Source organism: Paracoccus sp. Z118, from assembly GCF_019061185.1.
Lineage (GTDB): Bacteria > Pseudomonadota > Alphaproteobacteria > Rhodobacterales > Rhodobacteraceae > Paracoccus.
Genome location: NZ_JAHQZU010000010.1, coordinates 58,133 through 71,009, shown reverse-complemented (window position 1 = coordinate 71,009; position 12,877 = coordinate 58,133). Strand labels below are relative to the sequence as shown.

Annotated in this window: 11 protein-coding genes; 7 read left to right on the top strand and 4 right to left on the bottom strand. The window is 68.9% G+C overall.

What is annotated here, in order from left to right; translation table 11 throughout:
• The 4 genes from KTN05_RS10325 (at nt 1) to aroA (ending at nt 4,702) form a co-directional block, all read left to right on the top strand.
• Nucleotides 1-780 carry a type III pantothenate kinase gene (locus KTN05_RS10325; RefSeq protein WP_217329323.1) on the top strand — a complete coding sequence of 260 codons (780 nt, stop codon included), beginning with the start codon at nt 1-3 and terminating at the stop codon, nt 778-780.
• Nucleotides 773-2,446, top strand: a complete 1,674-nt coding sequence (locus KTN05_RS10320) for a ribonuclease J (RefSeq protein WP_217329322.1) — start codon at nt 773-775, stop codon at nt 2,444-2,446. The genes KTN05_RS10325 and KTN05_RS10320 overlap by 8 nt, the downstream gene beginning before the upstream one ends.
• 120 nt (nt 2,447-2,566) lie before the next feature.
• Complete coding sequence (locus KTN05_RS10315) at nt 2,567-3,262, top strand: tRNA (guanosine(46)-N(7))-methyltransferase TrmB (RefSeq protein WP_217329321.1); 696 nt, start codon at nt 2,567-2,569, stop codon at nt 3,260-3,262.
• A 108-nt stretch (nt 3,263-3,370) separates the two neighbouring features.
• Entirely contained in the window at nt 3,371-4,702 is a 1,332-nt protein-coding gene (aroA, locus tag KTN05_RS10310) for a 3-phosphoshikimate 1-carboxyvinyltransferase (protein ID WP_217329320.1), read from the top strand.
• A 3-nt stretch (nt 4,703-4,705) separates the two neighbouring features.
• Here aroA and KTN05_RS10305 read toward each other — a convergent pair whose 3' ends face one another.
• Together KTN05_RS10305 and KTN05_RS10300 are read right to left on the bottom strand one after the other, a co-directional pair.
• Nucleotides 4,706-5,632, bottom strand: a complete 927-nt coding sequence (locus KTN05_RS10305) for an AEC family transporter (protein ID WP_217329319.1) — start codon at nt 5,630-5,632, stop codon at nt 4,706-4,708.
• 56 nt (nt 5,633-5,688) lie between these two features.
• Complete coding sequence (locus tag KTN05_RS10300) at nt 5,689-7,971, bottom strand: NADP-dependent malic enzyme (protein ID WP_217329318.1); 2,283 nt, start codon at nt 7,969-7,971, stop codon at nt 5,689-5,691.
• An 84-nt stretch (nt 7,972-8,055) separates the two neighbouring features.
• On the opposite strand from KTN05_RS10300, the gene KTN05_RS10295 reads away from it, so the two are divergent.
• From KTN05_RS10295 to KTN05_RS10285, 3 genes are all read left to right on the top strand, one after another.
• On the top strand, nt 8,056-8,460 hold the full coding sequence (locus KTN05_RS10295; RefSeq protein ID WP_217329317.1) for a cytidine deaminase: 405 nt from the start codon (nt 8,056-8,058) through the stop codon (nt 8,458-8,460).
• Between the two features lie 72 nt (nt 8,461-8,532).
• Complete coding sequence (gene upp / locus KTN05_RS10290; protein WP_217329316.1) at nt 8,533-9,171, top strand: uracil phosphoribosyltransferase; 639 nt, start codon at nt 8,533-8,535, stop codon at nt 9,169-9,171.
• Between the two features lie 68 nt (nt 9,172-9,239).
• A complete protein-coding gene (locus KTN05_RS10285; protein ID WP_217329315.1) occupies nt 9,240-10,292 on the top strand; it encodes an SPOR domain-containing protein in 1,053 nt (350 codons plus the stop codon).
• Between the two features lie 106 nt (nt 10,293-10,398).
• Here the strand turns inward: KTN05_RS10285 and KTN05_RS10280 are convergent, their stop codons facing one another.
• Nucleotides 10,399-11,448 carry a hypothetical protein gene (locus KTN05_RS10280; protein ID WP_254368116.1) on the bottom strand — a complete coding sequence of 350 codons (1,050 nt, stop codon included), beginning with the start codon at nt 11,446-11,448 and terminating at the stop codon, nt 10,399-10,401.
• 504 nt (nt 11,449-11,952) lie between these two features.
• Nucleotides 11,953-12,858, bottom strand: coding sequence for an RNA polymerase sigma factor RpoH (gene rpoH / locus KTN05_RS10275; RefSeq protein WP_217329314.1), 906 nt, complete (start codon nt 12,856-12,858; stop codon nt 11,953-11,955).
• Between the last annotated feature and the right edge of the window lie 19 nt (nt 12,859-12,877).

Below are 12,877 nucleotides of genomic sequence, written 5' to 3'. Positions count from 1 at the left end.
ATGCTGCTCTGCATCGACACCGGCAACACCAACAGCACCTTCTCGATCTGGGATGGCGAGCGGTTCATCGGGATCTGGCGCATCTCGACCAATCACCTGCGCACCGCCGACGAATATTATGTCTGGCTCTCCTCGATGCTGACGCTGCGCAAGCTGGACCTGTGCATCGACGCCTGCATCATCAGCTCGACCGTGCCGCGGGTGGTGTTCAACCTGCGTGTCCTCTGCAACCGATATTTCGACCTGCGCCCGCTGGTGGTCGGCAAGCCCGACTGCCTGCTGCCGGTCCAGCCCCGCGTGGACGAGGGCACGGTGGTCGGCCCCGACCGGCTGGTGAACACCTGGGCCGCGTTCGAGCGTTACGGCCCGCACCTGACCGTCGTGGATTTCGGCACTGCGACAACCTTCGACGTGGTCGGGGCAGACGGCAGCTATGAGGGTGGGGTGATCTCGCCGGGCGTGAACCTCTCGCTTGAGGCGCTGCATATGGGCGCGGCCTCGCTGCCGCATGTCGATGTGACGATGCCCGCGCAGGTGATCGGCACGAACACGGTTGCCTGCATCCAGTCGGGCGTGTTCTGGGGCTATGCCGGCCTCGTGCGCGAGATCTGCGCGCGGATCGCCGCAGAGCGCGGGCGAAAGATGAAGGTCATCGCAACTGGCGGCCTCGCCCCGTTGTTCGACCAGGCGGACGGGCTGTTCGACGGGTGGGACGAGGATCTGACGATGCACGGGCTGCGGCTCATCCACGATTACAACAAGGAGATGGGCAATGTCTGAACGGCTGATCTATCTGCCGCTGGGCGGCGCGGGCGAAATCGGCATGAACGCCTATGTCTACGGCTATGGCGAGCCGGGACGGGAACGGCTGATCCTCGTCGATCTGGGGGTCACCTTCGGCGACATGGACAGCGCGCCGGGGATCGACCTCATCATGGCCGACACCGGCTGGCTGGAAGACAACAAGGACCGGCTGGAGGCGATCTTCATCACCCACGGGCATGAAGATCACGTCGGCGCGCTGGGGCTGCTGTTCGGTCGCCTGAAGGTGCCGGTCTATGCCCGCCGTTTCACGGCGACGCTCGCCCGTCTCAAGCTGGAGGAAGCCGGCCAGCCCCTCGACAAGCTGCGGATCGTCGCTCCGCGTCCCGAGGTGGTGCGCGCCGGCCCGTTCGAGGTGCAGTTCGTCCCGCTGAGCCACTCGATCCCCGAAAGCTCGGCCCTCATCATCGACAGCCCGGCCGGGCGGATCGTCCATACCGGCGATTTCAAGCTGGACGGGACGCCGGTCGTCGGCGAGCCCTTTGACGCCCTCGCCTGGCACGAGATCGCCAAGGAGGCGCCGATCCGCGTGCTGGCCTGCGATTCGACCAACGTGTTCAGCCCCAATCCCGGCCGGTCCGAGGCGACGCTGGCGAACCCGCTGCTCGACTTCGTGATGGCGCAGAAGCAGATGGTGGTGGCGACGACCTTCGCCTCGAATGTCGCGCGGCTGAAGACGCTGGCGGATGCGGGCACGGCGGCGGGCCGCCGGATCTGCCTGCTGGGCCGGGCGATGCGCAAGATGGTGACGGCCGCGATCGAGACGGGCGTGCTGACCAGCTTCCCCGAGGTGATCGGCCCCGAGGAAGCTGCCGATCTGCCGCGCAACAAGGTCATGCTGATCGTCACCGGCAGCCAGGGCGAGCGCCGCGCGGCATCCATGCAACTGTCCATGGGCCGCTATCTGGGGCTGGAGCTGAAGGAGGGGGACAGCTTCCTGTTCTCCAGCCGCACCATCCCCGGCAACGAGAAGCCGGTCATCCGCATCATGAACAACCTCAGCCGCCGTGGGGTGGACATCTTCGACGCAGATGACGGGATGTATCACGTCTCGGGCCACGCGAACCGCCCCGACCTTCAGGCGGTCCACGATCTGCTGAAGCCGGAAATCCTGATCCCGATGCATGGCGAGCACATGCATCTGCGCGAACACGCCAAGCTCGGCGCCGAAAAGGGCATCGCCACGGCCATCGCCACGAACGGCACGATGCTGGACCTGACCGGCCGGGTGCCGCGCGTCGTGGACGAGGTGGATACCGGCCGGCTCTATCTCGACGGCACGGTGCTGATCGGGGCGATGGACGGGATCGTCCGCGACCGCATCCGCATGGCGTTGAACGGCCACGCCACCGTGTCGATCATCATCGACGAGAATGACGAGCCGCTGCCCGACGCCTGGGTGGAAACGATGGGCCTCGCCAGGCAGGGCCGCGCGGGCGTGCCGCTGTCCCGCCACATCGAATCGGAACTGGCCGAGTTCCTCGATCGCGCCGACGCCCGCACCGTGATGGACGACAAGAAGCTGGACGAGGCGATCCGCAAGATTACCCGGCAGGTCTCGATGGAGGAGATCGGCAAGAAGCCCGAGGTCAAGGTCATCATCAGCCGTCTGGCGGCTGACTGACGACGGCCCCTTCTTCTTCGGACAAATATCCCGGGGGAGTCGCGCAAGGCGCGGCGGGGGCAGCGCCCCCGTCCTTCCGTGCCGCTTGACCTTCCGCCGCTACATTGGCACCTCCCGCGCATGACCGAGTTCGACCCGACCCCGCCCCGCCGCAACTTCTACGGCCGCCGCCATGGCAAGACCCTGCGCCAGAGCCAGAAGGGCTATCTGGCGGAGGATCTCGGCGATCTGCGGCCGCGCGGGATCACCCTGGCGGACAATCCCGAGCGCCGCCCTATCGACCCGGCGGCGATCTTCGGCGACGACCGCCCGGTCTGGCTCGAGGTCGGCTTCGGTGGCGGTGAGCATATGGTGGCGATGGCCGCCCGCTATCCCGAGATCGGCATCATCGGCTGCGAGCCGTTCATCAACGGCGTGGCCATGCTGCTGGGCAAGATCCGCGCGGCGGGGGTGACGAATCTGAGCGTTCATCCCGGAGATGCCCGCGACCTGATGGACGTGCTGCCGGACCGCTCCATCGCCAGGGCGTTCCTCAACTACCCCGACCCTTGGCCCAAGGCCCGGCATCACCGCCGCCGGTTCGTCACGCCCGAACATCTGGTCCCGCTGCATCGGGTAATGGCGCCGGGGGCCGAGTTCCGGGTGGCGACCGACATTCCCGATTACATGCGCCAGACGCTGGAGGAAGTGCCGAAGGCCGGTTTCGCGCTGGTCTCCGAGGGGCCGGAGGCTTGGGGCGACTGGCGTTCGACCCGCTACGAGCAGAAGGCGCTGCGCGAGGGGCGGGTGCCGCATTACGCTACCTTCCACCGCTGAGGGGCCGTGCCGCCTGAAAGGGGGGCCTCCGGCGGGGATATTTTCAGACAGAAGATGGAAGGGGCGCGCGCCGCGGGCTATCGTCGCGCCCGAAACGAGGAGAGTCCAATGCCGCACGATGCCGAATCCCAGCCGCTGACCGCCCGCCGCTCCGGCCCGCTTCGCGGCGAGGCCATGATTCCCGGCGACAAGTCGGTCAGCCATCGGGCGCTGATCCTCGGGGCGCTGGCCGTGGGGGAAACGCGCATCACCGGGCTGCTGGAAGGCGAGGACGTGATCGACACCGCCAGGGCGATGCGGGCCTTCGGGGCGCAGGTCGAGCGGGTGGGCGAGGGCGAGTGGTCGGTGCACGGGGTGGGCGTCGGCGGCTTTGCCGAGCCGGAGGGCGTGATCGACTGCGGCAACTCCGGGACCGGCGTACGGCTGATCATGGGGGCGATGGCGACCACGCCGATCACCGCGACCTTCACGGGCGATGCGAGCCTGTCGCGTCGGCCGATGGGGCGGATCACCGGGCCGCTGGAGCTGTTCGGGGCCGAGGTGACGGCGCGCGAAGGCGGCTTGCTGCCGCTGACGATCCGCGGCGCGGCCGATCCGGTGCCGGTGCGGTATCGCACGCCTGTGGCGTCGGCGCAGATCAAATCGGCGGTGCTGCTGGCGGGGCTGAACGCGCCCGCGCAGACGGTGGTGATCGAGTCGGAGCCGACGCGCGATCACACCGAGCGGATGCTGGCCGGGTTCGGCGCCGAGATCCGTACCGAGGTGACCGAGGAAGGCCGCGTCATCACCCTGACCGGCCAGCCGGAACTGCGGGCGCAGACGGTCGCGGTGCCGCGCGACCCCAGTTCCGCGGCCTTCGCTGTGGCGGCCGCGCTGCTGGTGCCGGGGTCCGAGATCCGGGTGCCGGGCGTCAGCCGTAACCCGACCCGCGACGGGTTCTATGTCACGCTGGCCGAGATGGGCGCCGGCCTGACATGGGAGAACGACCGCGAGGAAGGCGGCGAGCCGGTGGCCGATCTGGTCGTGCGCCACTCCGCCCTGCGCGGGGTCGAGGTGCCGGCGGACCGCGCGGCCAGCATGATCGACGAGTTTCCGATCCTGTCGGTCGTCGCGGCCTTGGCCGAAGGGACTACGGTGATGAACGGGGTCGCGGAACTGCGCGTCAAGGAAAGCGACCGCATCGACGCGATGGCGCGGGGGCTCGAGGCGAACGGCGTGCGGGTCGAGGAGACGCGGGACAGCATGACCGTTCACGGCATGGCCGAGGTGCCGGGCGGGGCGACCTGCGCGACGCATCTGGACCACCGCATCGCGATGAGCTTCCTCGTGCTGGGGCTCGTCTCGCGCGCGCCGGTCACGGTGGATGATGCGGGGCCGATCGCCACCAGCTTCCCCGATTTCCTGCCACTGATGCGCGGTCTTGGGGCCGAGATCGGCTGAGGGTCAGCCGAGAAACAGGGCGGCGAGCGTCACCACGACCGGGATTGCAGCCCCGGCGATCAGCGTCTGCAGGGCGATGATGCTCGCCATCAGCCGCCCGTCGCCGCCGAGCTGGCGGGCCATGATGTAGGATGACGAGGCCGTGGGAAGGCTCTGGAAGGTCATCACCACCACCGCCGCCTCGTGCCGCAATCCGGCGATCAGGCAGGCGGCAAAGGTGATGGCGGGCAGGACGGTGAACTTCACGACCGAGCTTCGCAGCACAGGGTCCAGATCGCGGCGGATGCTGCCCAGCTGCAATGCCGCGCCGACGCAGAGCAGGCCGACCGCCAGCGCAGCCTGGCCCAAGGCGCGGAACGTCCCGGCGATCCCCGGCGGCAGGCCGATGCCGGTCTGTTGCAGCGCCATGCCGATCGCGCAGGCGAGCACCAGCGGGTTGGTGACGACCAGCCGCACCACGCCCCAGGCGCTCGGCCGGGCGGTGCCGAAGCGGCTGAAGACCAGCACGCTGAGGATGTTGACAGTCGGCACCAGCGCCGCGTTCGCGACCGCCGCCAGCGCGGTGCCCTGTGCGCCGTAGAGCCCGGTGGCGATCATCACGCCGACGTAGTTGTTGAACCGGGTCGATCCCTGAAAGATCGAGGTGAAGGCAGCGTCGTCCGCCCGGAACAGCCGCCGCGCCCCGACGACCAGCGCCGCCGCGATCAGAGCCGCGCCGGGCAGCACCGCGAAGATCCGGCCGACGGGCATCTCGCTGAGGTCGGCGGTGGCGAGGCCGTAGATGAACAGCGATGGCAGCAGGATGTAGTAGCTGAGCCACTCGGCCGGACCCCAGAAGGTTTCGGCCAGCAGCTTGCGCGCGCGCAGCACGAATCCCAGCGCGATCAGTAGCGCGGCCGGGACCAGCGCGGCGAGGACTTGTGACAGCAAGGGCGATCTCCAGAAGCCGCCGGCACCATAGCGCCGGCGGCCGCAGGGGCAACCGATCAGCCGTAATGGGCGACCGGCGTTCCGGCGAGGGCCGAGATGTTCAGCAGCCCGCGCGTGGTGATCGAGGGCGTCACGATATGCGCGCGGTTGCCCATGCCCATGAGGATCGGCCCGACCTCCAGCCCTTCGGCGCGGGTCTTGAGGATGTTGCGCACGCCCGATGCCGCGTCGGTGCCGGCGAAGATCAGCACGTTCGCGACCTCGTTCCCCAGCCGCGAGCCGGGGAAGATCCGCTCGCGCACCACGGGGTCGAGCGCGGCGTCCACGTGCATCTCGCCCTCATAGATGAAGTCGGCGTCCGATTGGTCCAGCAGCCGCAGCGCCTCGCGCATCTTGCGCCCCGAATAGGTGTCGAGATTGCCGAACTGCGAATGGCTGCACAGCGCGATCCGCGGTGTCATGCCGAAGCGGTGGAGGTGACGGGCGCAGCCGAAGGCGGTGGCGACGACCTGCTCGGGCGTCGGATCGTGATTGACCTGCGTGTCGGCGATGAAGATGGGTCCGTCCTGAAGGATCATCATCGACAACGCCCCGATCGGTGTCAGGCCGCCGCGTCCCAGCACCTCGGTGATGTATTTCAGGTGCCAGGAATACTGTCCCACGGTGCCGCAGATCAGGCTGTCCGCCTCGCCACGATGCACCATGATCGTGCCGATGGCGGTGGTGTTGGTCCGCATGACCGCGCGGGCGACATCCGGCGTGATTCCGCGGCGCGCCATCAGCCCGTGATAGCTTTCCCAGTAATCGCGGTAGCGGCGGTCGCTTTCGGGGTTCACGATCTCGAAGTCGATATCGGGCCGGATCGGCAGCCCCGCGCGTTCGCAGCGGGTGGCGATGACGTCGGGGCGGCCGATGAGGATCGGCACCTCGGTCGTTTCCTCCAGCATGGCGTTGGCGGCGCGCAGCACACGCTCGTCCTCGCCATCGGAAAAGACGATCCGGCGCGAGACGGTGCCCGCCGCCTCGAACACCGGGCGCATGATGAGCGCCGAGCGGAAGACCGAGCCGTCCAGATTGCGCTTGTAGGCGTCGATGTCGGGCAGGGGGCGGGTAGCGACGCCCGATTCCATCGCCGCGCGGGCGACGGCGGTCGCGACGACGCCGATTAGGCGCGGATCGAAGGGCTTGGGGATGAGGTAGTCGGGGCCGAAGGTCAGCCGCTCGCCGCTATAGGCGGCCGCCGCCTCGGCGCTGGTGGTGGCGCGGGCGAGGGCGGCGATGCCCTCGACGCAGGCGATCTGCATTTCGTCATTGATCTGGGTCGCGCCCACGTCCAGCGCGCCGCGGAAGATGAACGGGAAGCAGAGGACGTTGTTCACCTGGTTCGGATAGTCGCTGCGCCCCGTGGCGATGATGGCGTTGGGGCTGACGGCCTTGGCATCCTCGGGCATGATCTCGGGCCGGGGGTTGGCGAGCGCGAAGATGATCGGCGGATCGGCCATCCGCCTGACCATGTCCTGCGTCAGCACGCCCGGACCCGAGAGCCCGAGGAACAGGTCGGCGCCGCCGATCACGTCGGCCAGCACGCGCAGGTAGGTGGCCTGCGCGAACTCGGATTTCTGCGGGTTCATGTCGATCTCGCGGCCTTCGTAAACGAGGCCGTGGATGTCGCAGAGCCAGATGTTCTCGCGCCTGACACCCAGCTTCAGCAGCATGTTGAGGCAGGCGATGCCCGCCGCGCCGCCACCGGTCGAGACGACCTTGATATCCTCGAACCGCTTGCCGGCGACGCGCAGCGCGTTGGTCGCCGCCGCGCCGACGACGATGGCGGTGCCGTGCTGGTCGTCGTGGAAAACCGGGATGTTCATCGATTCGCGGCACAGCTTCTCGACCACGAAACATTCGGGCGCCTTGATGTCTTCGAGGTTCACGGCCCCGAAGCTCGGCTCCAGCGCGCGGACGATGGCGGCCAGCTTTTCGGGGTCGGTTTCGTTAACCTCTAGGTCGAAGCAGTCGATATTGGCGAATTTCTTGAAGAGGACCGCCTTGCCTTCCATCACCGGCTTCGAGGCGAGCGCGCCGATATTCCCCAGCCCCAGCACCGCCGTGCCGTTGCTGATGACCGCGACGAGGTTCCCGCGCGAGGTGAAGCGGGCGGCATTGGCCGGATCGGCCTGGATTTCCAGGCAGGCTTCGGCAACACCCGGCGAATAGGCGCGGCTGAGATCGCGCCCGTTCGCGAGCGGCTTGGTGGCGCGAATTTCCAGCTTACCGGGCTTGGGAAATTCGTGATAATCCAGCGCCGCCTGCCGCGCCGTGTCCTGCCGCCGATCGTCCATTCGAAAGCCCTCCAGCCGGTAATGGTTCAACGTTAAACCGCTTTTTCAGCCACTCCAAGGCCGATGCGCGAGAAAGGAAGCCCGATGCCCGACGCGCTGATCGACGCCGCCCGCGAGGTGCGGGAAACCGCTTATGCGCCTTATTCGGGGTTCAGGGTAGGGGCCGCGATCCGGGCCGCGTCGGGCCGCATCTATCGCGGCTGCAACGTCGAGAATGTCGCTTTCCCCGAGGGCACCTGCGCCGAGGCGGGAGCCATCGCGGCGATGGTGGCGGGCGGCGATACGGCGTTGGCCGCGATCTGCGTGATCGCCGACAGCCCCAGCCCCGTTCCGCCCTGCGGCGGCTGCCGGCAGAAGCTGGCCGAGTTCGGCGGCCCGGACGTGCCGGTGCTGCTGGCCACGACATCGGGGCAGGTGCTGGAGACGACCATCGGCGCCCTGCTGCCGGGCCGCTTCGGCACCGGCCACATGGCGAATGCCGCCCCCTGACCGGCGCTTCGCGGTGGCGCTCGGCCGCGGCTTCGCGCATGATCGCGACCGCCGCTTCCTGAAGGTTCCCGCATGCCAGCCACGCCCCATCTGACCATCGTCGATCACCCGCTGATCCAGCACAAGCTGACGATCATGCGCGACAAGACCACATCGACCGGAGGTTTCCGCAAGCTCCTGCGGGAAATCAGCTTGCTGCTGGCCTATGAGGTCACGCGCGAGCTGGATCTGACCACGACGCTGATCGAAACGCCCCTTTGCCCGATGGAGGCCCCGGTGCTGGAGGGGAAGAAGCTTGCCCTCATCTCCATCCTGCGGGCGGGGAACGGGCTGCTGGACGGGATTCTGGAGCTGATCCCGGCGGCGCGGGTGGGCTTCCTCGGCCTCTACCGCGACCCCGAGACGCTGCAACCGGTGGAATATTACAGCAAGGTTCCGGCCAATCTGGACCTGCGCATGGTGATCGTCGTGGACCCGATGCTGGCGACGGGGAACAGTTCGGTCGCGGCCATCGACATGCTGAAGAAGGCGGGCGCGCGCAACCTGCGTTTCCTGTGCCTGCTGGCCGCGCCCGAGGGCGTGAAGCGGATGCAGGAGGCGCATCCCGACGTGCCGATCTTCACCGCCGCGCTGGACGAGCGGCTGGACGAGCACGGCTATATCTGGCCCGGACTCGGGGATGCGGGCGATCGGATGTTCGGGACCAAGTAGCCGATTAACGGGCGCTTAGATGTTTTCCCGTAACGCTCGGGCCTGACGGCACGAATCGGGAATGCAGCATGAAGGTGAACGGTTTTTCCGCGCTGATGTTTGTGTCGGCGGCGATCTGGGCATTGCTGCTGTCCTGGCAGGTCGCGAGCGGATCGGAGGGTTCGACGCCACCCGCCGCGCAGCGCCCGGCGGAGCTGCCCCCCGCCGATTTCCGAGCGGCGCAGTATATCGACAGCGCCGGCTGCGTCTTCGTGCGGGAGGGGAGCGGCTGGAGCCCCCGGCAGGACCGGAACGGCGCGCCGATCTGCGGCTATCCGCCGACTCTCTCGGCCCGCCGGACCGCGCCCGCCGACTTGGCGCCGCTGTTCCCCGGCCCGGCCGAGGATGACGCCGTTCGCATTTCGCGTGAGCTGACCGAAACGGTCATGGCGGGGCTGCAGACGGGCGAACTTTCTGGCGCGGGCGAGGTCGGCGCCGAAGCGGCGGGGTCTGCGGCCAGCCAGCCGGACGCGGACGAATCCGCATCGCTGCCGCGCATGATCGCCGCAGTCCCGGAGATTCGCGCCGGGATGGCGCGGGCCAGCGCGGGAAACCACACCGCGCAGCTTTGCCGCCTTCTGGGTGCCGAGCCCTTCGGCGGCGGCGGCCCCGGCGGGCAGGACGCGCTCGGCCTCTGCGGTGCGATGACCGCGGTGGACCTGCCGAGGCGGGCTGCATCGGTCGCCTCCGCTTCCGCCGCGCCTGCCCGTAAACCCCAGGACGCCCAAGCAACAGCGCCGGCCCCGGCGCAGAAGGCAGCACCGGTTGCCGCAAGGACACCTGCCGAGACGCAGCGCGCGTCCGCGAAAGCGCGGCGAGAACCCGAGAGCGAGGGTCGCGCCGGCATGATCCCGCCCGGCGCCCGATTCGTTCAGGTCGGCATGTTTCGCGATGAAGCCAGCGTGCAGCGCACCGCGCGCAGACTTGCCACGCTTGGCCTGCCCGTCGCCCGCGCCGAGGCGGCGCTGGAAGGCGAGCGGCTGGTGAGGGTGCTGGCCGGTCCGTTCGACAGCCGCGAGAAGCTGGTGCGAGCCCTGCACAAGGTTCGCGGCGGCGGATTCCCGAATGCCTATCCGCGGTGAAGTTGCCTATGGCCGCGCCGACCGGACCAGCCGGATCGCCACGGCAGCGTTTGCCGCTACTCGCCGGGCGGATCGATTCGCCCAGCTTGCCGGTCGGACCTCAAGCTTATGCTGGCGCTCCGCCGTCGCAGATCCGTTGCAACTGCACCCATTCGCCGTCGCTCAGCACCGGCTCGCCGGGGTTCCGGACGCGGAACGGGTCGGCCTCGATCAGACCCAGCACGGACTCGCCCGTGGGATCGAGCGAGCGGGCATAGGGCGTGCTCGCGACGCCCGCCTCCTCGAACCGGGCCAGCAGGATGTCGTCGGCGGGGCGGGGCGGGGGATGGGACAGCAGCGTCTCGCCATAGCCCAGCAGCGCGCCATCCGGCAGCGCGCCTCTGGTCAGCAGCGTGACCGCCGCGCGAAAACCCGCGTAGTCGAGCGCCTCTGCCATCGGGTCCGCATCCCGCGCGGTCAGTTCGGCGGCAAGGATATGGCCGGCCGCGACGTCCGGCGTGTCCTGCCCGGCGACGAGATCGTTGCCGATCACGATCAGCTTGCCCGGCAGCGCCCGCGCCCCGCGCAGCGTCGTGGGCAGGACGATCACCCGGCTGTCCAGCCCCGTGATCCGCTGCGGAAGCCGGTCCAGCACCGCCGATCCGGCAGCGCGCGCACAGGGGGTGCCCGTCGAGGCCGAAAGCTGCGCCAGGATCTGCCGCCCGACCGCCTCGCGCTGCGCCGGCGGCGCGATCAGCGCGGCGTGACGCACCACGGCGCCCGGTATCCATGCCATGCCCGCCAGAACGACCAGCGCGACCGCCGCCGCCACCAGCCCGCCGCGCAGGCGGCCGGGATGCGGACGGCTCGCGCGGATCGCCAGATGCACCTTCTCGATGGCCGAGATCATCAGCTCGTCGTCGATTTCCAGGATCTCGTCGTTCTCGGGCGCGCCGGGGGCGTAGATCGCCGGAAGCTGGCCGGGATTCAGCCGCGTGACCGCCGGCAGCGACCAGTGCGACAGCGGCTGCTCGGACAACGGATCGCTGAGGATCAGCGTCGCGTCGCCCACGGAAATGACGACATCGCGCAGCCGCGCCTCCGGCCCCTCGCGCCACACGCCCGGCGCTTCGAGCCGCTGGAACGCGCTGAGCGCCGTCACCGGTCTCCGCTCCATGTCGTCGGTCTGCCGCCGGCGAGTCGGGCAGGAAAGACCGTTCCGGGGCGAGCGATTGCGACGCATCCGCGCGTCGGAGGCGGGCTTGCAGCGGTGCCGCTGAAAGCACGGGCGGACCCGGCCGCCAGCGAGGCACCAACGCTTGGCTTTCCGGCGCAAACGCCGGTCCGTCCCGGCGCGCGACGGCCGCGCAAGTTACGGCGCGTCCGGTCAGCCAGCCCGGCGCTTCCACCCGCCTCGTCTTCCGCCGTCATCCTCGTGTCTCGCCTCCTGCCGCGCCGCCTTCGTTGCCCGCAGGATAGGGCGGCGGATGGCGGACCCGCAATGGCGCAGCAGCGTGTCGAGGCCGGTGTGAGGCGGGTCAGCTTCGTGCCGAGGGCGGATTTTCAGCACTTCGGTCGCCGCAAAGATGGTGAATGGCGCGTTCTGCGCCATTGGGATGCGTGGCAGCCGAGCCGGAGGCCGGATGGCAGGCGCGGCGCGACCTTGCCGCGCCTTCGCCGGTCACTCCTCCTCGGCGACGGGCATCCCCCGATCCTTCGCCAGGTTCCGCATCCGCTCCTGCAGCTTCTCGAATGCGCGGACCTCGATCTGGCGGATGCGCTCTCGCGAGACCTCGTAGCGGCCCGACAACTCCTCCAGCGTCAGGGGATCGTCGCGCAGGCGCCGCTCCATCAGGATGTCGCGCTCGCGGTCGTTCAGCACGTCCATCGCCGCCGTCAGCATCGAGCGGCGGGTCTCCAGCTCGTCGGCTTCGGCGTAATCGCCCGCCTGATCGGCGCTCTCGTCTTCCAGCCAGTCCTGCCACTGCGCCGTCGAATCGCCGTCCGCCGAGCCGACCGTCGCGTTCAGCGACGCGTCGCCCCCCGACAGGCGGCGGTTCATCTCGATCACTTCGCGCTCGGTCACGCTGAGGTCATTGGCGATCTGGGCGACGTTTTCGGGGCGCAGATCGCCTTCCTCCAGCGCGCCCAGCTTGGCCTTGGCCTTGCGGAGGTTGAAGAACAGCTTCTTCTGCGCCGAGGTGGTGCCCATCTTCACCAGGCTCCACGAGCGCAGGATGTATTCCTGGATCGAGGCGCGGATCCACCACATCGCATAGGTGGACAGGCGGAAGCCCTTTTCCGGGTCGAAGCGCTTGACCGCCTGCATCAGGCCGACATTCGCCTCGGACACCACTTCGCCCAGCGGCAGGCCGTAGCCGCGATAGCCCATGGCGATCTTGGCCGCGAGCCGCAGATGCGACGTGACCAGCCGGTGCGCGGCCTCGGCGTCCTGATGGTCCACCCAGGCCTTGGCCAGCATGTATTCCTCTTCCGGTTCCAGCAGGGGAAACTTGCGGATCTCCTGCAGGTAGCGGTTCAGCCCCTGTTCGGGGCTTGGCGCGGGAAGGCCGGTGAAGTTTGCCATTGTGGTCCTTGGGGCCTCG